This is a genomic window from Winogradskyella sp. UBA3174, from assembly GCF_002364335.1.
In the GTDB taxonomy this organism is placed as follows: domain Bacteria; phylum Bacteroidota; class Bacteroidia; order Flavobacteriales; family Flavobacteriaceae; genus Winogradskyella.
Genome location: NZ_DEXW01000048.1, coordinates 1 through 26,287, shown reverse-complemented (window position 1 = coordinate 26,287; position 26,287 = coordinate 1). Strand labels below are relative to the sequence as shown.

The window sequence follows — 26,287 nt, the reverse complement described above, 5'->3', positions numbered from 1 at the left end:
TTGATAAGGTTTTAAGTTTTACCAATGGCTAATCTAGCAATTATACCAGCCCGTGGCGGAAGCAAGCGTATTCCAAGAAAAAATATTAAACCATTTTTAGGAAAACCTATAATTGCATATTCAATAGAAGCTGCTTTAAAGAGTAAGCTTTTTGATGAGGTTATGGTGTCAACAGACGATCAAGAAATTGCAGATATTGCAATTAAATATGGTGCTAAAGTTCCTTTTTTAAGAAGTAAAGAAAACGCTAATGATTTTGCCGTTTTGGCAGAGGTTATAGAGGGGGTGCTTATTAATTATTCTATTAAAAGTATAAAATTTGATAATATCTGCTGCATTCTACCTGCGGCTCCATTTATTAATTCAATAAAAATAGAGCAAGCACACAGTACTTTATTAGAGAATGATTTTGCTAGTGTTTTTACGGTTTTAGAGTATTCTTTTCCAATACAACGCTCTTTAAAGATTAAAAATACCATGGCCTCTATGGTCTGGGAAGAACATATGAACACGCGCTCACAGGACTTAGAACCTCGATTCCATGATTCTGGTCAGTTTTATTGGCTAAACACAAATAGATTTTTAGAAGACAAAAAACTTTTTACGACAAACTCAGGAGCTATAATAATATCACAGCTTGAAGCTCAGGATATTGACACAGAATCCGATTGGAGATTAGCAGAACTGAAATATAAATTAATGATAAATGACCAAGACAATACTATTTAGAGCAGATGGAAACTCTGATATTGGCTTGGGTCACTTATATCGATTATTCAGTCTTGTAGAAATAATTATAGACTCATACGACTTTGTATTTTTAACTAGAGAGACTTCAGAACATTCAATAATTCCTTCAAATTATAGAAAAGTATGTATTCTTAAAGATTTAGAAATTGAAAACGAACCACAGTGGTTAGTTAATAAGTATTCACCAGAAGAACATATAATAATAGCTGATGGCTATCAATTTATTAGTTCATACCAGAAGCTCATAAAGGGTTATGGTTTTAAGCTAATTTATATTGATGATTTAGCAAAAGAATATATGTACGCTGATGTTGTAATTAATCACTCTGCAGGTTTAGAAATAACAGATTATAAAAAAAAACGATACGCAACTAGCATTAGGTACAGCGTATGCTTTATTAAGACCATTATTTTTAGATATCGCTAAACATAATAGAATAGTAAACACTATTGATACTGCTTTTGTTTGTTACGGCGGAGCTGACCCGCTTAATCTCACCTTGAAGACTATTGAGGCGCTTTTAGAAATAAAGCAAATCAAAAAGATTAACACAGTTTTAGGTGGAGCCTATTTAGATGACGACATATTAAATTTAGCAGCAGACAATCCAAAAATTAAAACACATAGAAATCTTTCAGAACCTGAACTTGTTGAGGTTATGAATAATAGTAATTTTGGAATAGCACCTGCAAGCACTATTTTATATGAGCTTTGTTGCATAAAGATGCCAATTTTAAGTGGTTATTATGTTGAAAACCAAAAAAATGTTTATTATGAGTTTTCAAAAAAAGGAGCTATTTTTAAAGGTGGTGATTTTAGTAATTATACGATCTTAGATTTTAAGAAAAAAATAGAAGAAATAATTTTTGAATCGTCTTATAATAATTTTATAGACAGTCAAAAGTCTTAATTGATGGCAAAAGTAAAACACGACTTTTAGGGCTAATTAATCAGCTCAATATATCATTTCGGGAAGCTACTTAAGACGATTTAATGCGAGTTTATAATTGGTCAAATGATGTTTTATTTAGAGAGCAATCTTTTAATTCTGAACCTATTATACTAGAAAATCATAGAGCTTGGTATTTAGGTAAGATTAGAGATAAAAACACCTTATTTTTAGTGGGCTTAGTCAATGGAAAACCTGCTGGCTTAGTTAGATTTGATATTAATGAAGAACATAGTACAGTTGGAGTATTAATTGACCAAAAATATAGAGGACAAAAATTGGCGAGTATATTTCTAAAAAAAGCTTCTAAAATTTATTTTTCATCTCACGACGTTCCTATTTTTGCTTATATTAAATATAATAATATTGCGTCAATAAAATCTTTTGAGAATGCATGATATATATATCACAAGGACGTTGTAATAAATGATAATAATAGTTTTATTTACAAATTAGATTATGCGAATTGAAAATGATGAATGCTTCATAATTGCAGAACTGTCCGCTAATCATGGTGGAGACATAGAAATAGCTAAAGAAACTATAAAAGCAGCTAAACGCGCAGGTGCTGATGCTATAAAACTACAGACGTATAGAGCAGATGCGATTACACTTAATGTAAAAAATGATTATTTTAAAATTGATCAGAATTCACATTGGGACGGTAGATATTTCTATGATTTGTATGAAGAAGCTTATACACCATGGGAGTGGCACAAAGAACTATTTCAATTAGCTAAAGAAGAAGGCTTAGTCTGTTTTTCATCTCCGTTTGATTTTACAGCTGTTGATCTTTTAGAGTCTTTAGGTAATCCAATATATAAAATAGCATCCTTTGAAATAACAGATATACCGCTTATAGACTATGTTGCTTCAAATGGAAAACCGATTATTATATCTACAGGTATTGCATCTATCGAAGACATTGAGTTAGCATTACAGACTTGCAGAAATCAAAATAATAATGACATTACATTACTTAAATGTACGTCTCAGTATCCTGCATTACCAGAAGATGGTAATTTAGCAACTATACCAGATTTAAAAACTAGGTTTAATGTAAACGTAGGGCTATCTGATCATACTTTAGGTATTGAAGCTCCTGTGTTTGCATTAAGTTTAGGTGCGAAGGTTATTGAAAAGCATTTTATACTAGATAAAAGTATTGGTGGACCAGATGCACATTTTTCTTTAGATGAAAGCGAATTTACACAATTGGTTAGTGCAGTAAGAAAAGCAGAAAAAATGATTGGTATAGTAGATTATGAGATGACTGACAAGAAATTGAAAAGGCGAGAATTTTCAAGATCACTTTTTGTTTCAAAATCAGTGAAGAAAGGAGATATTATAACTAAAGATAATATTAAGTCTGTAAGACCTGGTTTTGGACTTCATCCAAAACATTATAAAAACACTATTGGTAAAAAGTTTACTGAAGATGTTAATGAGGGCAAACCACTTACGCTATCAATGATAGAGAATAATTATTTATAGTTTATGATAAAATATTTTAATTTAAAACAAGAGAAGAGATAAAAAATGAAGTCGAATTATAGCTCTAAATTAGAGATAGTTCATATTAATATAAAATCTTCTCTTAAGACATACTTTGTTAAAGTATAAACTAGTTTTTTAAATTTAAAATTTGTTGATTATTTGGAATATATCTACAAATAAAATCTATATTATTGCGTTTAAATAAGAAAAAGACTAGTATGAAAAAAATAATTTTAATGATTATAATTTGTCTTGTTTCATGTAAAGAAGAAAAAAGTTTGAAACTTGAAGAACTTGATAAATTTGAAAAGGAAGAGGTTATTGTTAAAGATGAAGATGTTTTTAAAGTCGTACTCAGTATAAAAATTAAAGAAAATGATAGATTAGATCTTTTTTATACAGGTGAATTTCCTGATGACGAATTTAATGAGTATGAGAGGTTAGGTAAAGACGTAAAAGGTAGTAATGAATTTCAAATTATTGAATTTAACCTTCCGGAAGGAGTTTTACCTTATAAGTTTAGAATTGATTTAGGAAAAAATTCCAATAGACACCAAACCCAAGTAGACATTGAGTGGATAAATTTAGAATTTAATGACAATAAAATTAATATTAAAAATTTAGTTCTAAAAAGTTTCTTTCATCCAAATATATATTTAGAACAAAATGATGATGGTTACCTTAGAAAAACTGTAGCAGACAAATTTGATCCTTTTATTGTTTCAAAACCAGTTCTTAATAAAAAAATTGAGCTAGAACTATAGGTTTTATAAATTGATTTAATACCTTATCATATACATGGAAAACGACTACATAATGAAATTAGTAAATTGTTCTCAAGAATATTGGGAGTTTGTAAGAAGACTTAGAAATGATGAGAGAGTAGCGGACGGATTTATCGAGACTGAAAAAATCACTAAAAGCATGCAAATAAATTATATGAGAAACCAAGCTCAAAATTATAGAGTTGCAATTTTAAATGGATCTGCATTGGGCTATGTCGGTGTTATTGATGATGATTTTAGAATATGCACTCACCCAGATTTTCAAGGTAAAGGTGTTGCAAAGTTTATGATTAATGAGAGTCTAAAGATTTGGCCAAACGCTTTTGCCAGGGTAAAAATTTCTAATGTCAAAAGTTTAAAACTTTTTAAAACTTTAGGTTTTAAGGAGAAATATATTATTTTAACAAGGGACATATAATATTATAATATAATCTTTTTCGTAAACTTTTTTTAATGAATAAATCAATTCCATTTAATAAGCCATATTTGACAGGTAAAGAAACCTACTACATTAATGATGCGGTTAATACAGGTAAGATTTCGGGGAATGGTAAATACACTAAAAAATGTCAAACATTTTTTGAAGACAAGTATGGTTTTAAAAAGTGCCTACTCACTACATCTTGTACAGATGCTCTAGAGATGGCTGCAATACTTATTAATCTAAAAGAAGGCGATGAGGTGATAATGCCTTCTTACACATTTGTATCAACTGCCAATGCATTCATTTTAAGAGGAGCTAAAATTGTTTTTGTCGATAGTAAAAAAGATCATCCAGGAATGGATGAGGATGCAATTGAAAAATTAATTACAGATAAAACAAAAGCTATTGTACCTGTTCATTATGCTGGTGTCTCTTGCGATATGGATAAAATAATGGATTTAGCTGAAACTCATCGTTTATTTGTTATAGAAGATGCAGCTCAGGCAATTGACAGCTATTATGTTGGTAAAGATGGTATTCAGAGGGCTTTAGGCTCAATTGGGCACTTAAGTGCTTTTTCATTTCATGAAACGAAAAATATTATTTCAGGAGAGGGAGGAATGCTAGCTATTAACGATTCACAATTTGAAGCAAGAGCAGAAATTATATGGGAAAAAGGAACTAATAGATCATCTTTCTTTAGAGGAGAAGTGGCTAAATACGAGTGGGTAGATTTAGGTTCTTCTTTTTTGCCGTCAGAGATTATTGCATCATTTCTATGGGCACAACTGGAAAATTTAAATGATATTCAGAACAAAAGAAAAGCAATTTGGACAACATATAGTTTAAAACTTAACCAATGGGCATCAAATAATAATATTAAGCTTCCTTCTATTCCAGAATACGCTACCAACAATGCTCACATGTTTTATTTAACTTTTGATAATAATTTTAATAGAACTAAGGCTATTGAGTTTCTAAAGAGTAACAATATTCTTGCCGTTTTCCACTATATTAGTTTACATACGAGTTCCTTTTATAAATCCAAACATGATGGACGAAAACTACTTCAAAGTGATCGATATACTAATACATTATTAAGACTTCCGATGTATTATGAATTATCTGATGTGGAAATTGATAGAATTATTAATTCTCTTAAAGAATATAAAGTTTAATGGTGCTTCATTTTGTAATTGATGAAAAGGTTACGGATCAAATAATTGAAAATTTCAGCTCAGTTGATAAAGACTGTTATTTTTTAATCTTCACTTCTTCAGAAGAGGGCGAGTATAACTATATCTCAAAAAGAGCAAAAAACGTGATGCGTTTTAATTCTCAAAAAGAGGATATTAATGGTGTTATGGAAACGTTAAAGCCGTCTGTAGTCTTTATTCATGCATTTCATATTGAGTTTGCTTACGCAATTTTAAAAATTAAAGCAAAAATAAAAATCGCATGGTATGCATGGGGTTTTGATGTTTACGGCTTACCAAGAATAAAGCCTAGCACTTATGGACCACTTACAAATAAATACTTATTGAATAATAACGTTAATTTGAGATTTGGACGCTTAATACTTAAGTATGGCTTATTAAGAAAAACATTTTTTTTTTTAAAAAAGGAGGAAGATAGATACACAATTATTTTTAAAGCTTTAAGAAAGGTAAATTATTTTGTTTCTTATATAGAAGAAGATTTTTCTCGATTTTCAAAATATTATAGCAACAAACTTATTTTTGTCTATTGTCCTTTTAGCAATATAAATCAGTATTTGGGTGGGTCAAAAACAATTTTTTTAAAGAAAAATGCATCCAATTTGTTAGTTGGAAATTCAAATTCTTTCGAATCAAATCATTTAGATGCTTTTCAAATTATTACTAAGCACCATGATGTTAAAATGAAATCTAAAATTTATGTACCATTGAGTTACTCTAATGATAATAAATATAAGGATTGTGTTCTCAAAAAAGGTCGTGATTTATTTGGGGATTCATTTTCACCGCTTTTGTCCTTTATTGATAGAGTAGAATATATAGAAATATTAAGATCATGTTCAACAGGAATATTTTATCATCTGAGACAACAAGCTATGGGTAATATTATAGCAATGTTATATTTAGGTTGCCGGGTCTATTTATCTTCAAATAATCCAGCATATTCCTTTTTTATAAAAAACAACATCAAAGTCTTCAACTTAGAAACAGAATACCCTATTTTTAAAAATACTATTTTAGAATTGAGTGATATTAATCATAATAGATTAGTGCTAGACTCGTTGTTTAATGAAGAAAAAGTGTTTAATGATATTAAAAACTTAGTTTCAATTATTTCATAATTTATGTCACTAAAAAAAGAAGTATTACTAGGTTTAAAATGGACTTCTATAGCAACTGTTTGTATGGCGATAGTTGGAATACTTAAAATTAGTATTCTTACTCGTTTTTTAGATAAATCTGATTTTGGTTTAATGGCCTTAATTATGTTCGTTTTAGGTTTCATGAATTTATTTAGTGATATGGGCTTGTCTACTGCTATTCTCCATAAACAAAATATTACAAAAAAAGTTTATGCTAGCTTATATTGGTTAAACATTTTATTTTGTTCTTTTCTATATTTTTTGCTTTGGTTAATAACACCATTTGTATCTAAACTTTATGATCAACCAGAGCTTAATACTCTCATTCCTCTTGTTGGTTTTGTTATAGTTTTTTCCGCTTTAGGAACACAATTTAAAACTATTGAAATTAAGAATCTTAATTTTAAATATATTAGTTTAATTGACATAATTGCCGGAATATTATCTTTAGTTGTTGCAGTATTTTTAGCAATAAATGATTATGGAATATTATCTCTTATATATTCTGTTTTACTGCAATCTTTTGTCTCAAATCTATTATATTTTTTACTAGGCTTAAAAAAGTATGGTCTGTTATTTTCTTTAAACCTTAAGGATACTATACCTTATTTGAAAATTGGTGTTTATCAAGTAGGGGGTCAAATAGTAAATTATTTTAATAGAGACCTTGATATATTATTAATAGCGAAGTTTTTTTCTACAGAAATCTTAGGTGGTTACAGTTTAGCAAAGCAATTAGTTTTCAGACCAGCCCAATTAATTAATCCTATTTTAGTTAAAGTAGCGTCTCCAACTTTGGCAATGTTTCAAAATAATTTAGAATTGTTAAGTTCACGTTACTTAAAATTAATTAATATTGTTGCTTCAATCAATTTACCGATATATGGTTTAATAATTATATTTGCACCATTCGTAATTGAGATAATGTATGGTCCTGGTTTTGAAGACATAGTTAGTTTAGTTAGAGTTTTAAGTTTATATATGATTTTTAGAGCGATTGGCAACCCAATAGGAAGTCTTGTAGTTGCAACAGGCAAAACACATTTAGAGTTTATTTGGAATGTGTTAAATTTACTATTGATTCCACTTGCAGTTTACATAGGAGCTCAATTTGATATTATATGGGTAGCTATTTCGCTTCTAATTACATCAGTGTTGCTTTTTGTACCAAGTTGGAAACTGCTGGTTAATAAAATGACTGGAGCGTCTTTATTAGACTATGTTTTAGCCATCATTAAATTGGATTTTAATTTTAAAAAACTATATCATTTAAAAGAGTGAAAGAATTCGCTAAATTATATAAACTTAGTTTTTACTGTATTAGTCTGTTGATTTTTTTACTCGGTGGATTTTTTCAATATTTCTTTGGACTGTCAAATACTATTTTGACATTTGGCATAACAGCTTATTTGTTTTTTGTAAGCGGACTTTATTTTATTTTAAAAAACAGAATAGTATTAAACAGCATAGTTCTTTATTCAATTTCGTACATATTTTTAATTTATTTTTCGGGTTTAATTAACGGATCAAACTTTTTAGCTACAAACATTTATTTAATTTTCCCACTCTTACCTTTATCTGTTTTCTTATTCTGTTATATAAACTACAAAGAGTGTTTTATCAGCAATACAAAAATCTATTCTTTTTTCTTAAAAATTGGATTAGTTCAGTTACCTATATTACTCTTACAATCAAATTTTTACGACTTTTTAATACAGTTTAATTTTAGTGGTAAGCAAATTGATTGGTATGATTTTATGTTTGGTACATTTTTCATAAAGTCAGATCACTCCCTCTCAATTTTTTTAGTTTTTTTAGTTTTAATTATTATTTTAAATAAAGATGGCTTTAGGGATAAATTAAAATTTCCGTTTATAATAATTGGTTATCTAAGTGTAACTGTATATATCGCTGAATCTAATATTTCAAAAGCATTTCTAACTATTTTTCTTTTCTTTTCTTTCATTATTCCGTTATATAAAAAGTATAGACATACTTTAAAGTTTAAATTAGTAATATTATTTTCTTTAGCCGCATTTTTAATCTCCGTTAATCAAATAAAAGATGCAGAATTTATAAAAAAGAGGTTTGGTGGTTCAATAGAAAGACAGTTTTCTATAGCAGTTGCCCAGAAGCAATATGATTTAAAAAACGCAAAGAGAAGTCAAATATTAATTGTTGTCATTAATAACCTTGAAAGAAAATGGATTGGTGATGGACCATATTCATATTTTGATATATTCACAGGTAAATTTAATTACACTAAACATTTTACCCAGATTATTTGGTCCTACTTCGATTTAGGCTTGCTTGGAATTTTTATAGTGTTAGGTTATTTAAGAGCTATTATTAAATATTTAGACATAAAAAAAGGAATCCCTAAACTAATATTTTTTGGATTTCTTTTGACATATACATTTTACACAACAATATATTCTGATATTGCCATTATATTTAGCATGTTTATAATCTTTAATAAGAAAAATTCTAATGAACTTAATAATTATTCCTTTTCACGATTGGAGAAAGAGTGAGGCAGAAGGTTTTAGAACCAGGGATGTCCATTTAATCAGAGCACTATCAAAATTAGATAGTGTAGATAGAATTTTAGTAATTAATAGACCTACAACGAAGTTAGAACTTATTTATAAAAAACTAAACACCAAATTGAATGGCAAAATTATTCTCAAAACAAATAAGTTCAATTTAACACATGTAGACTCAAAAATATATGTAGCAGATTACATATCTTACGATATTATAGGTCAAATAAAACAGAAGCAATCTTGGTTTTTTAATAAATATGGTAATGCAAATTATATTAATTTTATTAAAACTTGTATAACTGAATTGAATATAGAAGATAATAATTTACTTATTCAAAATATATTTTCTTACAAGTGTGCTGAACAAATTAGCTCTAAACACAAACTAGTAGATGCTTGGGATAATTTCTTGAAATTTCCAGTATATAAAAATTTCAGACAAAAAATCGAGATTGCTTATAAGAGTTTGAGTAATTCTATTCCTTTATGGGTAACCAATTCTAATGAAAATATAATTTTTTATAAAGAAACCTTTGGAGTAAGAAACTTGACTTTGTTAAAAAATGGATTAAACATTGATTTTGCATCTAATAATAATACCCCTGAAGAATTACAATCATTAAAACGCCCAATTGTAGGTTATGGTGGTAAAATTTCATATTTAATTAATGTAGATTTAATTAATTATGCAACTAATCATAATCCAGAATTATCTTTTGTATTTGTTGGGCAAGTTTTAGACAAACAGGTATATGATAATATAATTAAAAGAGATAACGTATATTTTTTAGGAGACAAGCATTATGATGTTTATCCATCATATGTTAATAGTTTTGATATTTGTATTGTTCCTTATAATATTAATGAAGGACAGCATGGGGGTGATTCGATAAAGGCTTACGAATATCTTTCAACTAATAAAAAGGTTGTAGGAACAAAAGGTAATGGGTTACTAGATTTGGAAGAATACATTTATTTAACGGATGATAAAGAAATTTTTTCTAACGAATTAAAGACGGTAATTAATGAAAAGCCTAGAATAAATTTAAAGGATTTTTCTTGGAGCTCAAAAGCAGAAAGAATAGTTAACTTATTGAGCAAAGAGTAAAATGAATAAGTTTTTTAATAACAATCAAATAAATACAGCCTTACTCTCCTTAGTAGGATTGGGTTTGTGTTATAAGGTCAATATAGGAAATTTATTGTTGATTATCGCGGCTGTCTATACTTTGTTTTTTACAAAGAAGAGTTTTATTAGATTAAAGAGTATTGCTATTGGTTTTCCTTTGTTATTTTTTTTTATCACGATTATAAGTGCTCTTTACAGTAAAGATAAAAATGAAGGAATCGGACATCTCGATTTAATGTTGTTAATGGTTCTTGTAGTAATTCCATATTTATCTCAAAATTTAGAATTTAAAAATGTAAAAAAAGTAGTAAATTTTTTTTTTTATTCCATATCATTAGGAACTTTTATTTTACTATTGTTAAGTATTGCCAAGTATGTAAATGGGCAAGACTTTTCTGAGATAACTTTTCATGGTTTTACTAGGCTATATGATCAGCATCCTGTTTATTATTCTATGTATATAGTTTTTGCGTTGTACACTCAAATAACGAGTTATAAAATTAAATTTAACAATAAATTTATAGAATTAATTCCAATTTCAATTTTAGTCGCTGGTCTTTTGTTATGTGCGTCAAAAGCTGTAATAGTTGTATTTACAATTATGTTTTTTACACGTGTATTTTTAATTATAAAGAGTATCAGGCAAAAAGTATATATTTCAATTTCAGTTTTGGCATTTGTAATTTTAACCTATTCGATACCTTTTTTAAATGAGAGATTTAATAGTGGTTTAACCTTTTCAAGCGAAATTCTATCTTTCAAGCCCACAAATGATTTTACAAATAAAAAATTGTTTAGTTATGATGAAAAAGAAAATATTTCAGACCTAGAAATAAGATATATCTTTGCTAAAATAATGCTTTATCATTTTTTAAAAGATGATATTTTGATTTTTGGTTATGGACAAGGCGATGTTCAAAACTATACTGACTATTACAATTTCTCCTATAATTTAGGCCCTAGGTGGTATGAAGGTTATAATGTTCACAACCAATATATCTATATATTAATAACCTATGGACTTTTTGTTTTAATTTTATTCTTACTCTATATTTGCTACAGCTTTTATTATGCAATAAAACATAGGAACCATTTATATATATTCTTTTTAATAATTAGTAGCTTTGTGTTTTTCTTTGAAGTAACTTTAGTAAGAAATAAAGGCATAGTTTTCTTTTATTTTTTTAACACCTTATTTTTAATTAGTCATATATATTTTGAAAATAGCAATTCTAGGCACAAGAGGAGTCCCAAATCATCACGGAGGGTTTGAGCAGTTTGCAGAATATTTTTCGGTTTATTTAGCGAGTAGAGACCATCATGTTTATGTTTATAATTCTCACGATCATCCTTATCAAGAAGCAAAATTTAACGGAGTAAATATTATACACTGTTATGACGCAGAATCAAAAATAGGAACTGCAGGTCAATTTATTTATGACTTAAATTGTATAATTGATGCTAGAAAAAGAAATTTTGATGTTATTCTTCAATTAGGTTATACCTCTAATTCTATATGGTATTGGTTCCTACCAAAAAAGCCGGTTATAATAACCAATATGGATGGGATGGAGTGGAAGCGATCAAAATACTCCAAAAAAGTTAGGAAATTTTTAAAGTTTGCAGAAAAACTAGCAGTAAAGAGTAGTGACTACCTTATAGCAGATTCAATTGGTATTCAAGATTATTTACAAGACACTTATAACAAAACCTCAGAATATATCGCTTATGGTGCAGAAGTTTTTAAAAATCCAAATCAGGAGGTATTATCCAAATATAATGTAGAGAAAAACGAATATTGTGTTTTAATAGCGCGTTTAGAGCCAGAAAATAATATTGAAACTATTATTGAAGGCTATGTGCAATCTAACTTATTTTACCCTTTAATAATCTTTGGTGGATTAAATGAGTTTGGCAAAAATTTAAAATTAAAATACGCTAACGATTTAAGAATTCAGTTTGTAGGAGCGAATTATAATCAGAATCAATTAAATAATATGAGATATCATTCTAGATATTATTTTCATGGACATTCCGTTGGAGGTACTAATCCATCCCTTTTGGAAGCTATGTCATCAAACACTTTAATAATTGCTAATAATAATATTTTTAATAAAAGTATCTTGGGTACTGAAGCTTTATATTTCGATACGTCAAATGACATTAAAATAATATTAGACCAGGATAAAGCATTCAAGTTGAAAAAGCAATTTTCTGAAGCCAATATCAGTAAAATAAATGATTGTTTTAATTGGAGTACTATTAATAATCATTATGAAACGTTTATTCTAGGAACACTAAATAAATAATTTTTCATTTACTATCTTTTATATCCTATGTATTTTGCAATCTAATATGAGTTAAAATCACTAAATTGAAATCAAATTATTATACATTTAACTAAATTAAAAAATTCCAAAACAAAGTAATTTGAGTTTATTTAAACACGGAAGATATTCAGGATATTTAAGACCAATCTCATACTTAATTGATTTAAGCATAATCAATAGTGTGGCTGTTTTATATCTTTTAAGCTCTAATGATACGTTAAAGCCTAATGATGATCTTATTTTTAGCGCATTTATATCTGTTGGTTGGATTTTATTATCATTTTATTCAAACTTTTATGAGGTCTACAGATATACAAGACCTGTAAATATTTTGTCCCTAATTTTAAAGCAATTAGTACTTTTTATGTTATTTGCATTTGCTTTTTCTGGGTTATACCATGAGCTAAATATCTACCCCAGACCTATAGTAAAATATACGTTTCTTTGTTTTTTAATTATAACAATTTTAAAATTTACTATTTATTATTTGTTGCAGAAATACCGTGTTTCGTTTGGCGGTAACTATAGAACTACAGTTATTTTGGGTTTAAACAAAAAAACAGTTGCCTTAGAAAGGTTTTTTAAAATGAATCCCGAATACGGATATTCTCATGAAAAGACTTTTAACCCTAAAAACAAAGAATTTATTTTACAAGAATCATTTGAGTATATACTTAACGAAGGTATAGATGAAATTTATTGTTCCATTTCAGAACACACAAATGCACAAATTGCAGATATTGTAGATTTTGCAGATAACAATCTTAAAATACTAAAGTTTATTCCGGATAGTAAGGAGATTTACTCAAAAAAATTAAGATATGAATACTATGATTATATCCCAGTACTTACATTAAGAACAATTGCTCTAGAAGATTCCGTAAACACGATTATAAAGCGTGTTTTTGATATTGTCTTTTCTAGTATTGTTATTGTTTTTGTATTGTCTTGGTTAACACCAATAATAGCGTTGCTGATAAAGTCAGAATCTAGAGGTCCTGTATTTTTTAAACAATCTCGAAATGGATTTAACTATAAAGAGTTTGATTGTTATAAATTTAGGTCTATGATGCCTAACAAAGATGCTCATTTATATCAAGTTACTAGAGGTGATCAACGTATTACTAAAGTTGGTAAGGTTCTTAGAAAGACAAGTATAGATGAGCTACCACAATTTTTTAATGTGCTTTTTGGTGATATGTCTGTGGTTGGTCCAAGACCGCATATGGTGAGTCATACCAATATGTATGCAAAAAAGATTGATAAGTTTATGGTTAGACACTTCGTTAAACCTGGTATAACAGGCTTAGCTCAAACAAGTGGTTTTAGAGGAGAGGTTGAAACGGATAAAGATATAATTGGTCGTGTTAAGTATGATATATTTTATATAGAAAACTGGTCTTTAATTTTAGACTTAAAAATTATTATACAAACATTTATGAACGCAATCCAAGGTGAAGATAAAGCGTATTAAAGTAACTCTTTAAGAGCGTCTAACTGAATATTAAAATTAAAATGCTTAGATGCATTCTTTTTAATTGCTTGTCTGAATTTCACATCAATTATGTCTTTATTAATAGATTTTAGAACAGAGTTTAGATTATTATAATCTCCACTCTTAGCAATCCAACCTAAATCATAATTACTTATTATTGTTTCTCCTTCGCCTCCACCAAAATAGAGCATTGGTAGTCCTAGTTTTGCATATTCAAATATTTTTGAAGGCACAGAACCATAAATTCTATTTAGAAGAGGAATTATTGCAACGTCATACACTACAATTTCTTTGTGAAGTGATTTTCTATCCAGTCTGCCATAATAATATATAGGTAAGTCAGAATTAGACGCAATATATTCTTTAATCGATTCTTCTTCCGTACCAGAACCGTAGATATGAAATTCAATATTAGAATAATCTAACTCATTACAAAGCTTAAAAACACCCTGTGCAACACCCAAAAGACCTGCATAAACAATTCTTAATTTCTGACTAGACTTACTTTGTTCTGTTATCTCAGGTGAATCAATATTAGGATAATTTCTATACAAAAATAATTTTGGTTCAGTTGTAATCTTTTTAATATGCGTTAATATTTCATTGCTTTGACCCATTACAAGTGTTGCATTTTTGTAATTAAAATGCTCAAGTTTTTTTAAAACCGAGTAGCCAATACTTTTTTTTAAAGCGCCAAGCTCAAAACCTGCACTTGGCCACAAATCACTCACATTTAAAATGAGCTTTCGCTTTTTTGACCTTAGAAAGAGCATACAAGTAAATGAAACCAATAGAGGAGGTGACTGAATAATCACTTTATTCGGAATATTATTCCAGAGAAAAAACCAAATCAGACTTAAGCTATAAGACAACATGGCAAACAATCGTACTATTTTGTTTTTAGATACGCTTGGGTATATCCAAATTCTATTTACTTCTATACCAGCTTCAATAGAGGTGTTTTTAATTTCACCTTTGTATTCTGCAAAAATTTTTCCGGTAGGGTAATTTGATAATGGTGTTACTACTTTAACCTTATAATCGTTTTTTAAACCTTCAGCTAAATGACAAATACGGTTAGAAGCCGCTCCAATTTCTGGTGGATAATAGCTCGTTATTATCATTAAATCTTGCATAAATCTATATTAAGTTAAATGTGAGATAAACTGTTTTAATTTTCCCGATTTTGATCGGTTTAGTTTTTCAACACGATTAAATTTCAGTGAAATACCATGTTCTAAATAGCGTTCTATTTCAGAAGTAATAGTAATTATTTCAGCCTTAGATAATGCTTGTTTACTCACATATGTAATTTTAAAAGTACTTATATCGAGTTGTTCTACACTAAACTCAGAAACATTACCATCATTTTTTATAACGCTTTTTGTGATATAATAAAATGTAAGACCAGCTGCTTTTTTACCACTTGGTAATATTATAATATCATTTGTTCGTCCTACGAGTTTTTCTAAAATGGGCTTTTTTATAGTGCTGCCCTTTGATAAAACCCCAATATCACCAATATCATACCTAATAAAGGGATGCGCTTTATTGTACAAAGAGGTAATAACTATTCTTCCTTCTTCACCCAAAGGCAACACCTTATCATTTTCGTCTAAAATTTCAACATATAAGGTTTCACTATTAATTTGCCAACTATTTTCTTTATTCTGAAAAGCAATAAGATCTAACTCAGAAGCGCCATATTCGTTAATTACAGGAATTCCAAACTGTTCTTCCATTAAAGACTTATCATCCTTAAAAAGCATTTCAGAAGTGGTTATACACACTTTTAAACTTGGGCATATAGTTTTAAGAATTATGTCATTTTGTTTTAAGTACTTTGCAAACTGTACCACAGCACTTGCATAGCCATTTATATAATCGAATTTTGAGGTTTTAAAACGGTTTAAAGCAGATTTAAAAGCACGATCACTTAAGTCAAAAACCGAAAACCGAACGCGATTACTAAACCAATCTTTTAAACACTCTTTATAATAGTCTTTTTTGTCTAAAGGAATACCGTAAAACCTAGCTTGTTTGGAGGTGTTAAAATCAATACCATACCAAGAAAACCGATTCATAATTTCAGCCCAAGTTAATGCATGGCACCATTTGTCTTTCGCAAATATAAAAGGGTCACCAGAGCTTCCTGATGTTTTATTTATATAAACATTACCATTTGTAAAACCATCACTAAGCCTTTGCTCTAAAGGAATTTGTAAGTAATGTTTAGTCATCACAGGAACAGATTCCCAATTATTCAAATCAATGATTTCACCAAAAGATTTGTAGAATGAATTATATTCTAAATGATAATTTAAAATCTCTTTTTTTTGATCTCTAACATAAGTTTCAAATTCTGAATCATTTTTAGCCTGAATTTTAGACAAAGCAGCAAGCGCTTTATCAATACTAAAGCCATTTATTTTCAATGAAAAATCAAATAATTTCAAGATATTTTGAGCCGTTAAGGTTTCTGTAAAATAATTGCTTTTTATACTTAAAACCAATTATTTTTGACCAAACAAATTTGAAACATGAATATTTTAGTACTTGGCTCTGGCGGAAGAGAACACACATTTGCATGGAAAATGGCTCAAAGTAGCCGTTGTGGCAATCTTTTTGTTGCACCAGGAAATTCAGGAACTCAAGCTATTGCAACAAATTTAAATATTAGTGTAACTGATTTTGATGCTATAAAAAAGGCTGTCATTCAAAATAATATTGAATTAGTTGTTGTTGGGCCAGAAGACCCTTTAGTACAAGGCATACACGATTTCTTTTTAGAAGACGAAGCGTTAAAAAACATTTCTGTAATCGGACCACAAAAAGCTGCTGCAGAACTAGAAGGAAGCAAAGAGTTTGCAAAAGAATTTATGATGCGTCATAACATACCTACTGCAGCTTATGCGAGTTTCACCAAAGACAATGTAGAAGAAGGTTATACATTCTTAGAAACGCTGAATGCACCTTATGTATTAAAAGCAGATGGTTTAGCAGCAGGAAAAGGGGTGTTAATTCTTAATGATTTAAGTGAAGCCAAAGCTGAACTTAAAAGTATGTTAGTTGATGCTAAATTTGGAGACGCTAGCGCAAAAGTTGTGATTGAAGAATTTTTAGATGGTATTGAGCTAAGTTGTTTTGTACTAACCGACGGTAAAGATTATAAAATATTACCAACAGCAAAAGATTATAAACGCATTGGCGAAGGAGATACTGGCTTAAATACTGGAGGCATGGGAGCCATTTCACCAGTACCATTTGCGACCAAAGCGTTTTTAGATAAGATTGAAAACGAAGTTGTTAAGCCAACAGTTGAGGGTCTAAAGAAGGATAATTTACCGTATGTTGGTTTTATTTTTATTGGCTTAATTAAAGTTGGTGATGAGCCAAAGGTGATTGAGTATAATGTAAGAATGGGTGATCCAGAAACAGAAGTGGTTTTACCTAGACTTAAAACAGATTTGGTTGAAATTTTTCAGGCAATGGCAAATCAGACCTTATCTAAAATTTCTATAGCCATCGATGAACGTGCGGCAACAACAATAATGCTAGTATCTGGAGGTTATCCTGAAGCTTATGAAAAAGGGAAAGTCATCAAAGGTTTAGATTCAGTCAAGGATTCTATTGTATTTCATGCAGGAGCAAAATATCAAGAAGGGCAAGTTGTAACTTTTGGTGGTCGTGTAATGGCTATTACATCTTTCGGAAAAACGTATAAAGAAGCCATAAAAAAATCTTATCAAAGTATAGAAAATCTATCTTTTGATAAGATGTATTATAGAAAGGATATTGGTTTTGACCTATAAATAAGAGTGTGCAGAAACACTTTTATCCTCCTCGTCATTATCATTATATTTTTTTAGCTGAAGCATCCAATATGTAAATGCGACAAAGCCAATTGTTATAAAAATCCATGACATAATATTAGCCGAAAACCAACTCTCTAGTTCTAACGCTCTAAGCGCATCAAAAGGAGCAAATAAACCATTAACAAATAAATCTTGTATTCCGTAAAAGAAATCATTCATAACTTTATAAATTTACACAACAAAAATACAAAAAGACTTAATGATTACAAGCATTTTTAGTAAATCTAAACCCATAAACATTATAATCGTATTGGTTTTTGTTGGTTTACTGTTTGTAATATCTAATTATACAACCGTATTTATCAATTTTAATTCAAGTTTAAGTGGTTTAGCTAAATTAGTAATTGCCTTATTTTCAGTATTTCTTTCAGATTTTATTATCTCCAAAAACAGTCTAACTAAGAAAAATAGTTATGCTATTATGACCTTTGGACTTTTGTTTGCTTTATTTCCAGAGGCCTTAAAATATTCAGATTTATTACTGTCTAACCTGTTTATTCTATTTGCATTAAGACGAATTATAAGCTTACACACAAGAGTTAATGTAAAGAAAAAACTATTTGATGCTGCCTTCTGGATTGCTATGGCTACTTTGTTTTATTTTTTGGCGATACTATTTTTCGCCATTCTTATAGTAGCATTAATATACCACTCTCAAAATGACGTTAAAAACACCATAGTACCTTTGACAGGTGTTATTACAGTAGCTGTACTAATGTTATCTTATAATATTATTTTTTATGATGTCTTTTTCAAAGACTCTAATTTTAATCTTAGCGTAAGTATAGATTATACAGCATATAACAGTACCGAAAGTATAATTAAACTAACCACTATTTTCGTTGCCTTTATATGGATAGTTGTTTACTTTTTTAAAAATTTAGGTGATAAAAATAAAAAGATAAGACCTTCTTATTTTTTAATTGCTTGGTCTGCAATCATAGCTATTTTAATTGCTATTATTTCGCCAGTAAAGAACGGAAGTGAATTCTTATTTTTATTTGCTCCTTTTTCAATAATAATGGCAAATTATATTGAAGTTATAACAGAACGCTGGTTTAAAGAACTCTTTGTATCTATTTTTATCATTATCCCTTTGGTGAGTTTAGTGTTGTAGTTTACTTCCAAAAGCCAAATCGCCAGCATCACCTAATCCAGGAATAATATAGCCCTTATCGTTTAAAGTTTTATCTACTGCGGCTATCCAAAGATGCGTGTTAGAATGAAAAGAATTAGCAATAAAATCGACACCGTCTTGTGCACCAATAACGCTAACTAAATGAACTTCCTTTGGAGTTCCAAAGGGTTTTAAAGCTTCAAATGTAGCAACCATAGATTGACCAGTTGCCAGCATAGGGTCTGCTAAAATTAACGTTTTACCCTCTAAACTCGGACATGCTAAATATTCAACAACTATTTCAAAGCTTTCAGGATTATGCTTGTGGTGTCTGTAGGCTGAAATAAAAGCATTTTCTGCGGTATCAAAATAGTTAAGCAATCCATTATGAAGCGGAACACCAGCTCTAAGAATAGAGCATAGTACAATATCATTTTTAGGTAAAAAGGACTTAGAAACTCCTAAGGGAGTTTCGGTGTTTTGAGCTTCAAATTGCAGAGATTTACTCAATTCATACCCTAAAACCTCACCGATACGTTCAATATTTCGTCTAAAACGCATACTGTCTTTTTGAATGGTTTTATCTCGTATTTCTGCTACAAAGGCGTTTAATATTGAAGGACTTTCAGATAGGTTATGAATTTTCATTGAATGCTATTTTGTTGAACAGCTAAGTTAATAATTCAAACTATATTTGCATATTATAAAATGATTTCAATATGTTTTCAGAAAAAACAAATGCCATATTTCAAGATGTTATTAAGACTTATAAAGTATTAAACACAGTAGATCAGTCTTTTACAAATAAGTTTGATAAAAATGACGATCTAATCGCCCATTTATTATACAGAAAATCTTGGATAGATACAGTGCAATGGGCTTATGAAGATATAATTAGAGATCCAAATATAGACCCAGTTGCAGCTTTAAAGTTAAAGCGAAAGATTGATGCGTCTAATCAAGACAGAACAGATACTGTTGAGTTTATTGACAGCTACTTTTTAGAGAAGTATAATGCCGTAGAGGCTAAGCCTAATGCTAAGATTAACTCTGAAAGTCCGGCTTGGGTGATAGATAGAATGTCAATATTAGCATTAAAAATCTACCACATGCATATAGAAACCGTAAGAGAAGACGCTAGTGATGCTCATAAAGCTGCTTGCCAAACTAAACTCAATGTTCTATTAGAGCAACGTACGGATTTAAGTACTGCTATTAACGATCTTTTAGAAGACATTTCTAAAGGAGATAAATACATGAAGGTGTATAAGCAGATGAAAATGTATAATGATGATGAGCTTAACCCTGTATTGAGAGGCCAAAAATAGTTATGAACTTGTTAGGTTTTATAAAAACCTGATAAGTTTGGTGTAAAATGCAAAAACTAAAACACATACTCGTTATTAGGTTTTCTGCAATGGGAGATGTTGCAATGACAGTGCCTGTTTTAAAGGCATTTACTGAACAATATCCTGAAGTAAAAATAACAGTTCTTACAAGAGCTTTTTTTAAACCCTTCTTTCAAGATTTAAAAAATGTTAATGTGTATGTTACAGATTTAAAAGGCAAGCATAAAGGTGTTTTAGGACTCTATAAATTATCTAAAGAACTTAAATCTTTAAATTTTGATGCCGTTGCAGACTTACACAATGTACTTCGTACTAAAATCCTAAAATTATTTTTCACTGGGAAAAACGTGATTCAACTCGATAAAGGACGAGCAGAAAAGAAGGCTTTAACTTCAGGAAAATTATTCAAGCAAGTAAAAACAACACATCAACGCTATGCAGATGTTTTTGAAGCTCTAGGTTATTCATTAAATTTATTAAACCCAACATTTCCAAAACAAAAAGAGCTATCAACTCATTTAAAAGCTTTCTTAACTAATACTGAATTGAAAACTATTGGTATTGCACCTTTTGCAGCATATAAAAGTAAGATGTATCCTTTAGGACAAATGGAAGCCGTTATTGCTGAGCTTTCAAAAAATTATAATATCGTTTTATTTGGTGGAGGAATTAACGAAATAGACGTTTTAAATCAGTTTGAAATAAAATATAATAACGTTAAATCCGCAGCTGGTAAATTAAACTTGGAAGATGAATTGGTACTTATTTCAAATTTAGACGTCATGCTATCTATGGATTCTGGTAATGCACATTTAGCAGCCATGCTTGGTAAAAAAGTGATTACCATTTGGGGAGTGACACATCCTTTTGCTGGTTTTATACCATTTAATCAACCAAATAGTTATGCTTTGTTAGCTGACAGAGATAAATTTCCGTTAATTCCGACTTCGGTTTATGGTAATAAATTTCCTGAAGGTTATGAGAATGCAGCAGGTTCCATTTTGCCTAAAACTATAATTGAAAAAGTAAATAGTCTTTACTTTAATAGCGAAGTGGTCTAGTACTTTGGTTCTAATTAAACATCATCATAATCTACAACGATAGAATCAGAAGTAGGATGCGCTTGGCATGTTAAAATTAGGCCTTCAGCAACTTCACCATCTGTAAGTATGTTATTCTGTCGCATTGTTGCTTCACCTTCGGTAACCTTAGCAATACAACTACTACAAATTCCGCCTTGGCAAGAATAAGGTGCATCAATATCTTGTTTTAGAGTAGCTTCTAGTATGGTTTTTTCTTGTGACATTGTAAACTCAAACTCTTCGTCATCAACTAAGACTTTAATTTTTGAACTTCCCGAAGGTAAATCTGTGCTTGAATCTGATGTTACTTCAACAGTAGCTGTAAACAATTCAAATGAAATTGCTTTTTCTTTCACACCATTTTCAACTAATACATCTTTTACCGTATGTATCATTTGTTCTGGTCCGCAGAGGTAGAATTTTTCAATTGAAACCCCTTTGTATTTATTTTTCACAATTAAGTTAACTGTGCTTTTTTCTATGCGACCAAATAAAGCGTCTTCTTCTTGACTTTGACTGTAAATAAAATGAGGATGAAACCGATTTCCGTAAGTCTTCTTCAGCTCCAACAAATCACTAACAAACATAGAATCTGCTAATGTTCTGTTGCCATAAACCAGAATAAAATTACTAAAAGGCTCGTCTTCTAAAAGTGTTTTGGCAATACTTAGAATTGGTGTAATACCACTACCTGCTGCAAAAGCTGCTATAGTTCTTGTTTTACCATCGTTAGCTTCAAATACAAAACGACCGTTTGGTTCTGCAACTTCAATAGCATCTCCTGCTTTTAGTTTTTCGTTGGCATAAACAGAAAATGTTCCATTTTCTACAGCTTTTACGGCTACAGTAAGATGTCCACTGTTTTGCGAAGAACAGATTGAATAATCTCTACGCACGTCTTCACCGTTAATAGCAGTTTTTAAAGTAATGTATTGACCTGCTTTAAAACTAAATGTATCTTTTAAGTGTTCAGGAATATCAAAAGTTATGGCTACCGATTTATCAGTTACGTTTTCTATTGACTTTATATTTAGAGAATGAAATTGTGACATTGCAATATTTTTTTGCAAAAATAAGGAATATCAAGATAGACCTGCAAGGTTTTGCGAATCTTGTAGGTCTAAATTTTAAAAATTTTAATTAATTCTAGTGTTAAAACATACATAAGATGATTATGCATAAGTTAATTATGTATAAATTTGTAGTGATATGAGTAATTCAAAATTATATAAAGGGAGTTTAAATACTATTATTTTACAGCTGCTTAATCAGCACGATAAAATGTATGGCTACGAAATCACCCAAAAAGTAAAAGCATTAACTAAAGGCGAACTTAATATTACGGAGGGAGCTTTATACCCAGCGTTACATAAGTTAGAAGCTGAAGGTTTGCTAGATGTTGAGGTAGCCAAAGTAGATAATCGTTTACGTAAATATTATAAACTTACAGAAACCGGAACAAAAGAAACGGTAAATAAGCTTGAAGAATTAGCTGAGTATATTAGAACGATGCAAGCTTTAGTTAATCCTAAATTGGCTTAGGTTAAAACGAAGCGTACAAATTTTTATTCATTGCGATTTTAAAAACGTTGTAGGTATTAAAACAAGAAATGAAACTTAGTAAAGAAGAAATACAATTTATAGATAACTATCTCATAAAAAATGAGGTGAAGTATTGGGATGTGCGTTTAGAGCTTTTAGACCATATTGTTTCTGCTGTAGAGGATAAAATTGTAAATAATGGAATTTCTTTTAATGAAGCTTTGCTCGAAGTTCATAGAGGTTTTGGAAATCAGTTTATAGAATTTGGAGTTGCTAAAAGCGACGTTTTTGAAAAAGGTTTATACCAGAGTAATATTGGGTTTAAGAAGTTTATAAGACAAAAGCAAAAAGAGGTTGGAAGAAAGTATCGAAAAATCACATGGAAACATCTTAAAATAAAGTTTACGAATATTCAGTTTTTGATAGAGTATATCGCTTTTGTTTTGCTTTTTATTTCTATCTATAAGTTTTCACCAAAATCATCTTTTCTGATTGGCCTATTGGTATTAATTCTGCCTAATATTTATTCTGTATATTATTTTTTTAAAGATAAATCCGCCAGAAAGTCCTTGAGTTTTTCAATGGCAACTGGCTCTGCAATGTTTTTATGGTCAATGTACAATCTTTCATTTTATATTTTAAAGGAGAGTTATGAAAGTGTGGCAAATATACCCTACATCATATTCGTTCTTGTTACATGTTTATTTTATCCCTTAGTAAGTGTTAATATTGAAGTTTATCGAAAGGTTTATAAAGAAAATAAGAAAATCTATAACCTTAAGTTTTATAAATGAAACTGACAGAACCCCAAATACAACAGCTTTACACTTTTACTCAAAAACATTATGTAGATTGGTACGATGTACAAACAGAACTTGTAGATCATTTAGCCAACGGCATAGAAACCCAGTTAGAAGAAAACCCAAACTTAACTTTTGAGTCTGCTCTACATTTTGAATTTAAAAAATTTGGAGTTATAGGTTTTTCTGATGTCATCGAAGAAAAAATTAAAGCACTCAACAAGCATTATCAACTCTTAGTATGGCATTATTTTAAAGACTTTTTTAAACTGCCTAAAATTATACTAACACTTTTCTTTGTTTGGGGATATTTTCAAATATTAATTGCTGTACCTAATAGATTGTGGGTTGTAGGTGTTTCGTCCTTTTTGTTATTTGTAATTCCTATTTATAAAATTTACAAACAATCTCAGAGAATAAAACGTATTAAAAAACAAACTAATAAAAAATGGTTGTTTGATAATACATCCTTACAACTAGGCGGAATGATTCAGAGTTTGAATATTGTTATACAAATAGGGTTTTTTAATAGAGACGCTATTTGGAGTAATGCTTTTAGTCTAAGTTTTTCTGTAGCAATTGTTTTATTTTCTTTGGCACTCTATATCGCAATTTACATTGTCTCACCAAAATTAAGAAAAGACATGGCAAAACAACAACCAGACTATAAATTTGCATAACTTGTGTAACAAATCTTATTAAAATGGTACTAATCCAACATACAAACCAACCAAAAGACTATGATAAAGTATTTTATTAATTTAGAGAGGAAACAATATTTCCGCTCGTCCTATTGGCAAAAAAGCATTGTGATTAATATTTTAATGGTGTTTTTTGCGTTGTATTTTGTTGGTATATTTCTTTTTCTTGGAGCTTTTCTTTTTAAAATAGTTGGTAAACTGGTTCCGGACCTAGATCCTTTTGAAGTCGTAAACAACTATCTTTTTTATTGGATTATTGGTGATCTACTAATGCGTTTTTTTCTACAGAAATTACCAGTAATGAGCGTTAAGCCTTTACTAACTCTTCCAATTAAACGCTCTACAGTCGTAAATTACGTGTTGGGTAAATCTGCTTTATCATTCTTTAACTTTTTACCATTATTTGCCATAATACCGTTTAGCATTTCTCTACTACTTAATGGCTATGAGACTTCCATGGTATTAACCTGGATGTGTACAATGATATTAATTGTGCTCATTATAAATTTTACAAACTTTATTATTGAAGCATTTTCAGCAAAAACAGAATTGTCATTTCTTCCTGTTATTGTTATTGTTGGCGCATTATTTGGCTTAGATTATTTCGATATTTTACCTATGAAATCACTTATAGGAGACAGTCTTATAAGTCTAGCTAATAACCCTATTTTAATTATAATACCAATAGCTGTTTTAGGATTGTGTTATGCTTACAACTTTAAAATATTAAGAGAAAAATTGTTCTTAGACAGTTCCCTTAAATCTAAAGTAACTGAAGTAAACGCTTCCGATTTATCTTGGACTAAACGTTTCGGGGATATTGCACCATTTATGCAGCTAGATTTAAAATTAATTTGGCGAAATAAACGCACTAAATCTATGGCTATGTTTATGGTTGTTGGTTTGCTTTACGGATTGTTTTTCTATCCACAATCAATGTATCAAGACAAGGTGTTTTTGTATGCTTTTATTGGAATCTTTTCTACAGGTATTTTTCTTATCAATTTCGGACAATTTATACCAGCATGGGATAGTGGTTATTACAAAATGTTAATGAGTCAAAACATTAAGTATGAGCAATATCTTCGATCTAAATTTATACTTATGATTATGAGTGTGGTTATTCTTTTCGTATTAGGAATTCCTTATGTGTATTTCGGTTGGAAGATATTAATAGTGCATTTCGCAGCTGCTATTTATAATATTGGAGTGAATACGCATGTTATTCTTTATGGTGGTTCATTTAACAGAAAAAAAATAGATTTAGACAAAAAAGCGGCATTTAATTACCAAGGCACTGGTGCTGTGCAATGGATTATCGGTATTCCGCTTATGCTTTTACCAATGGCTCTATTTGCCCTTGTAAATTGGTTAGTTGGTTTTGAAGCTTCAGTAGCGTTATTACTCATTCTTGGAATAACAGGCATTGTACTTCACAAAAAACTAATGAAAATAATAACTAAACGTTACCTAGATTCAAAATATAAAATGATTGACGCATTTAGTCAAGACAACTAATAATACACACAATATATCATGATATATACAAAAGACCT

At 29.5% G+C, this 26,287-nt stretch carries 28 protein-coding genes; 23 read left to right on the top strand and 5 right to left on the bottom strand.

Features of this window, described 5'->3' with window-relative positions; translation table 11 throughout:
- Positions 1 to 24 precede the first annotated feature (24 nt).
- The 15 genes from pseF to B2U95_RS08990 all read left to right on the top strand — a co-directional run bounded on the left by pseF (position 25) and on the right by B2U95_RS08990 (position 14,244).
- A complete protein-coding gene (gene pseF / locus B2U95_RS09060; RefSeq protein WP_296315269.1) occupies positions 25 to 729 on the top strand; it encodes a pseudaminic acid cytidylyltransferase in 705 nt (234 codons plus the stop codon).
- Positions 707 to 1,177, top strand: coding sequence for a hypothetical protein (locus B2U95_RS09055; RefSeq protein ID WP_296315266.1), 471 nt, complete (start codon positions 707 to 709; stop codon positions 1,175 to 1,177). Before pseF ends, B2U95_RS09055 begins: the two co-directional genes overlap by 23 nt.
- 73 nt (positions 1,178 to 1,250) lie before the next feature.
- Complete coding sequence (locus B2U95_RS09050; RefSeq protein WP_296315264.1) at positions 1,251 to 1,661, top strand: hypothetical protein; 411 nt, start codon at positions 1,251 to 1,253, stop codon at positions 1,659 to 1,661.
- Positions 1,662 to 1,744: 83 nt separating this feature from the next.
- A complete protein-coding gene (locus B2U95_RS09045) occupies positions 1,745 to 2,098 on the top strand; it encodes a GNAT family N-acetyltransferase (RefSeq protein ID WP_296315262.1) in 354 nt (117 codons plus the stop codon).
- 61 nt (positions 2,099 to 2,159) lie between these two features.
- Positions 2,160 to 3,194, top strand: coding sequence for a pseudaminic acid synthase (gene pseI / locus B2U95_RS09040; RefSeq protein ID WP_296315259.1), 1,035 nt, complete (start codon positions 2,160 to 2,162; stop codon positions 3,192 to 3,194).
- A gap of 221 nt (positions 3,195 to 3,415) precedes the next feature.
- Positions 3,416 to 3,961: a hypothetical protein gene (locus B2U95_RS09035; RefSeq protein ID WP_296315258.1), complete on the top strand. Its 546-nt coding sequence runs from the start codon at positions 3,416 to 3,418 to the stop codon at positions 3,959 to 3,961.
- A 52-nt stretch (positions 3,962 to 4,013) separates the two neighbouring features.
- On the top strand, positions 4,014 to 4,400 hold the full coding sequence (locus B2U95_RS09030) for a GNAT family N-acetyltransferase (protein ID WP_296315256.1): 387 nt from the start codon (positions 4,014 to 4,016) through the stop codon (positions 4,398 to 4,400).
- A gap of 35 nt (positions 4,401 to 4,435) precedes the next feature.
- Entirely contained in the window at positions 4,436 to 5,584 is a 1,149-nt protein-coding gene (rffA, locus tag B2U95_RS09025) for a dTDP-4-amino-4,6-dideoxygalactose transaminase (protein WP_296315254.1), read from the top strand.
- On the top strand, positions 5,584 to 6,744 hold the full coding sequence (locus tag B2U95_RS09020) for a TDP-N-acetylfucosamine:lipid II N-acetylfucosaminyltransferase (protein WP_296315252.1): 1,161 nt from the start codon (positions 5,584 to 5,586) through the stop codon (positions 6,742 to 6,744). Before rffA ends, B2U95_RS09020 begins: the two co-directional genes overlap by 1 nt.
- Positions 6,745 to 6,747: 3 nt before the next feature.
- Positions 6,748 to 8,046, top strand: coding sequence for an MOP flippase family protein (locus B2U95_RS09015; protein ID WP_296315249.1), 1,299 nt, complete (start codon positions 6,748 to 6,750; stop codon positions 8,044 to 8,046).
- The gene (locus B2U95_RS09010; protein WP_296315247.1) at positions 8,043 to 9,299 is read left to right on the top strand and encodes a hypothetical protein; all 1,257 of its coding nucleotides are present in this window, start codon (positions 8,043 to 8,045) and stop codon (positions 9,297 to 9,299) included. Before B2U95_RS09015 ends, B2U95_RS09010 begins: the two co-directional genes overlap by 4 nt.
- A complete protein-coding gene (locus B2U95_RS09005; protein ID WP_296315244.1) occupies positions 9,256 to 10,419 on the top strand; it encodes a hypothetical protein in 1,164 nt (387 codons plus the stop codon). Before B2U95_RS09010 ends, B2U95_RS09005 begins: the two co-directional genes overlap by 44 nt.
- 1 nt (position 10,420) lies before the next feature.
- Positions 10,421 to 11,713: an O-antigen ligase family protein gene (locus B2U95_RS09000; protein WP_296315241.1), complete on the top strand. Its 1,293-nt coding sequence runs from the start codon at positions 10,421 to 10,423 to the stop codon at positions 11,711 to 11,713.
- Complete coding sequence (locus B2U95_RS08995; RefSeq protein ID WP_296315239.1) at positions 11,658 to 12,749, top strand: DUF1972 domain-containing protein; 1,092 nt, start codon at positions 11,658 to 11,660, stop codon at positions 12,747 to 12,749. Before B2U95_RS09000 ends, B2U95_RS08995 begins: the two co-directional genes overlap by 56 nt.
- 121 nt (positions 12,750 to 12,870) lie before the next feature.
- Entirely contained in the window at positions 12,871 to 14,244 is a 1,374-nt protein-coding gene (locus B2U95_RS08990; protein WP_296315237.1) for an exopolysaccharide biosynthesis polyprenyl glycosylphosphotransferase, read from the top strand.
- On the opposite strand, the gene B2U95_RS08985 is transcribed toward B2U95_RS08990, so the two are convergent.
- Both B2U95_RS08985 and B2U95_RS08980 read right to left on the bottom strand, forming a co-directional pair.
- Positions 14,241 to 15,401: a glycosyltransferase family 4 protein gene (locus B2U95_RS08985; RefSeq protein WP_296315236.1), complete on the bottom strand. Its 1,161-nt coding sequence runs from the start codon at positions 15,399 to 15,401 to the stop codon at positions 14,241 to 14,243. The genes B2U95_RS08990 and B2U95_RS08985 overlap by 4 nt on opposite strands.
- Positions 15,402 to 15,410: 9 nt before the next feature.
- Positions 15,411 to 16,721, bottom strand: a complete 1,311-nt coding sequence (locus B2U95_RS08980; RefSeq protein ID WP_296315234.1) for a phenylacetate--CoA ligase family protein — start codon at positions 16,719 to 16,721, stop codon at positions 15,411 to 15,413.
- Positions 16,722 to 16,805: 84 nt separating this feature from the next.
- Here B2U95_RS08980 and purD point away from each other — a divergent pair, with 84 nt between their 5' ends.
- Positions 16,806 to 18,077 (top strand): phosphoribosylamine--glycine ligase, encoded by a 1,272-nt coding sequence (gene purD / locus B2U95_RS08975; protein WP_296315231.1) that lies wholly within the window; start codon positions 16,806 to 16,808, stop codon positions 18,075 to 18,077.
- On the opposite strand, the gene B2U95_RS08970 is transcribed toward purD, so the two are convergent.
- Positions 18,072 to 18,299, bottom strand: coding sequence for a DUF6341 family protein (locus B2U95_RS08970; protein ID WP_296315228.1), 228 nt, complete (start codon positions 18,297 to 18,299; stop codon positions 18,072 to 18,074). The genes purD and B2U95_RS08970 overlap by 6 nt on opposite strands.
- Before the next feature lie 40 nt (positions 18,300 to 18,339).
- On the opposite strand from B2U95_RS08970, the gene B2U95_RS08965 reads away from it, so the two are divergent.
- Positions 18,340 to 19,257, top strand: a complete 918-nt coding sequence (locus B2U95_RS08965) for a DUF6427 family protein (RefSeq protein ID WP_296315226.1) — start codon at positions 18,340 to 18,342, stop codon at positions 19,255 to 19,257.
- Here the strand turns inward: B2U95_RS08965 and upp are convergent.
- Positions 19,246 to 19,905 (bottom strand): uracil phosphoribosyltransferase, encoded by a 660-nt coding sequence (gene upp, locus B2U95_RS08960; RefSeq protein ID WP_296315223.1) that lies wholly within the window; start codon positions 19,903 to 19,905, stop codon positions 19,246 to 19,248. The genes B2U95_RS08965 and upp overlap by 12 nt on opposite strands.
- A 71-nt stretch (positions 19,906 to 19,976) precedes the next feature.
- Between upp and B2U95_RS08955 the strand changes: the two genes are divergently transcribed.
- Both B2U95_RS08955 and B2U95_RS08950 read left to right on the top strand, forming a co-directional pair.
- Complete coding sequence (locus B2U95_RS08955; RefSeq protein WP_296315220.1) at positions 19,977 to 20,585, top strand: DUF4254 domain-containing protein; 609 nt, start codon at positions 19,977 to 19,979, stop codon at positions 20,583 to 20,585.
- 47 nt (positions 20,586 to 20,632) lie between these two features.
- Positions 20,633 to 21,667, top strand: a complete 1,035-nt coding sequence (locus B2U95_RS08950; protein WP_296315217.1) for a glycosyltransferase family 9 protein — start codon at positions 20,633 to 20,635, stop codon at positions 21,665 to 21,667.
- Positions 21,668 to 21,681: 14 nt separating this feature from the next.
- Here B2U95_RS08950 and B2U95_RS08945 read toward each other — a convergent pair whose 3' ends face one another.
- Positions 21,682 to 22,740, bottom strand: a complete 1,059-nt coding sequence (locus B2U95_RS08945) for a ferredoxin--NADP reductase (protein ID WP_296315214.1) — start codon at positions 22,738 to 22,740, stop codon at positions 21,682 to 21,684.
- A gap of 157 nt (positions 22,741 to 22,897) precedes the next feature.
- On the opposite strand from B2U95_RS08945, the gene B2U95_RS08940 reads away from it, so the two are divergent.
- From B2U95_RS08940 to B2U95_RS08925, 4 genes are all read left to right on the top strand, one after another.
- Positions 22,898 to 23,230 carry a PadR family transcriptional regulator gene (locus B2U95_RS08940; RefSeq protein ID WP_296315211.1) on the top strand — a complete coding sequence of 111 codons (333 nt, stop codon included), beginning with the start codon at positions 22,898 to 22,900 and terminating at the stop codon, positions 23,228 to 23,230.
- Positions 23,231 to 23,298: 68 nt separating this feature from the next.
- Positions 23,299 to 24,024, top strand: coding sequence for a hypothetical protein (locus tag B2U95_RS08935; protein ID WP_296315208.1), 726 nt, complete (start codon positions 23,299 to 23,301; stop codon positions 24,022 to 24,024).
- The gene (locus B2U95_RS08930) at positions 24,021 to 24,710 is read left to right on the top strand and encodes a hypothetical protein (protein WP_296315205.1); all 690 of its coding nucleotides are present in this window, start codon (positions 24,021 to 24,023) and stop codon (positions 24,708 to 24,710) included. Before B2U95_RS08935 ends, B2U95_RS08930 begins: the two co-directional genes overlap by 4 nt.
- Positions 24,711 to 24,770: 60 nt before the next feature.
- The gene (locus B2U95_RS08925; RefSeq protein WP_296315202.1) at positions 24,771 to 26,249 is read left to right on the top strand and encodes a DUF5687 family protein; all 1,479 of its coding nucleotides are present in this window, start codon (positions 24,771 to 24,773) and stop codon (positions 26,247 to 26,249) included.
- Positions 26,250 to 26,287: the final 38 nt, after the last annotated feature.

Coding starts and splice junctions, on each gene's coding strand:
- pseF (WP_296315269.1), top strand. CDS start 25: ATGGCTAATCTAGCAATTATACCAGCCCGTGGCGGAAGCAAGCGTATT.
- B2U95_RS09055 (WP_296315266.1), top strand. CDS start 707: ATGACCAAGACAATACTATTTAGAGCAGATGGAAACTCTGATATTGGC.
- B2U95_RS09045 (WP_296315262.1), top strand. CDS start 1,745: ATGCGAGTTTATAATTGGTCAAATGATGTTTTATTTAGAGAGCAATCT.
- pseI (WP_296315259.1), top strand. CDS start 2,160: ATGCGAATTGAAAATGATGAATGCTTCATAATTGCAGAACTGTCCGCT.
- B2U95_RS09035 (WP_296315258.1), top strand. CDS start 3,416: ATGAAAAAAATAATTTTAATGATTATAATTTGTCTTGTTTCATGTAAA.
- B2U95_RS09030 (WP_296315256.1), top strand. CDS start 4,014: ATGAAATTAGTAAATTGTTCTCAAGAATATTGGGAGTTTGTAAGAAGA.
- rffA (WP_296315254.1), top strand. CDS start 4,436: ATGAATAAATCAATTCCATTTAATAAGCCATATTTGACAGGTAAAGAA.
- B2U95_RS09020 (WP_296315252.1), top strand. CDS start 5,584: ATGGTGCTTCATTTTGTAATTGATGAAAAGGTTACGGATCAAATAATT.
- B2U95_RS09015 (WP_296315249.1), top strand. CDS start 6,748: ATGTCACTAAAAAAAGAAGTATTACTAGGTTTAAAATGGACTTCTATA.
- B2U95_RS09005 (WP_296315244.1), top strand. CDS start 9,256: ATGAACTTAATAATTATTCCTTTTCACGATTGGAGAAAGAGTGAGGCA.
- B2U95_RS09000 (WP_296315241.1), top strand. CDS start 10,421: ATGAATAAGTTTTTTAATAACAATCAAATAAATACAGCCTTACTCTCC.
- B2U95_RS08985 (WP_296315236.1), bottom strand. CDS start 15,401: ATGCAAGATTTAATGATAATAACGAGCTATTATCCACCAGAAATTGGA.
- purD (WP_296315231.1), top strand. CDS start 16,806: ATGAATATTTTAGTACTTGGCTCTGGCGGAAGAGAACACACATTTGCA.
- B2U95_RS08970 (WP_296315228.1), bottom strand. CDS start 18,299: ATGAATGATTTCTTTTACGGAATACAAGATTTATTTGTTAATGGTTTA.
- B2U95_RS08965 (WP_296315226.1), top strand. CDS start 18,340: ATGATTACAAGCATTTTTAGTAAATCTAAACCCATAAACATTATAATC.
- upp (WP_296315223.1), bottom strand. CDS start 19,905: ATGAAAATTCATAACCTATCTGAAAGTCCTTCAATATTAAACGCCTTT.
- B2U95_RS08955 (WP_296315220.1), top strand. CDS start 19,977: ATGTTTTCAGAAAAAACAAATGCCATATTTCAAGATGTTATTAAGACT.
- B2U95_RS08950 (WP_296315217.1), top strand. CDS start 20,633: ATGCAAAAACTAAAACACATACTCGTTATTAGGTTTTCTGCAATGGGA.
- B2U95_RS08945 (WP_296315214.1), bottom strand. CDS start 22,740: ATGTCACAATTTCATTCTCTAAATATAAAGTCAATAGAAAACGTAACT.
- B2U95_RS08940 (WP_296315211.1), top strand. CDS start 22,898: ATGAGTAATTCAAAATTATATAAAGGGAGTTTAAATACTATTATTTTA.
- B2U95_RS08935 (WP_296315208.1), top strand. CDS start 23,299: ATGAAACTTAGTAAAGAAGAAATACAATTTATAGATAACTATCTCATA.
- B2U95_RS08930 (WP_296315205.1), top strand. CDS start 24,021: ATGAAACTGACAGAACCCCAAATACAACAGCTTTACACTTTTACTCAA.
- B2U95_RS08925 (WP_296315202.1), top strand. CDS start 24,771: ATGATAAAGTATTTTATTAATTTAGAGAGGAAACAATATTTCCGCTCG.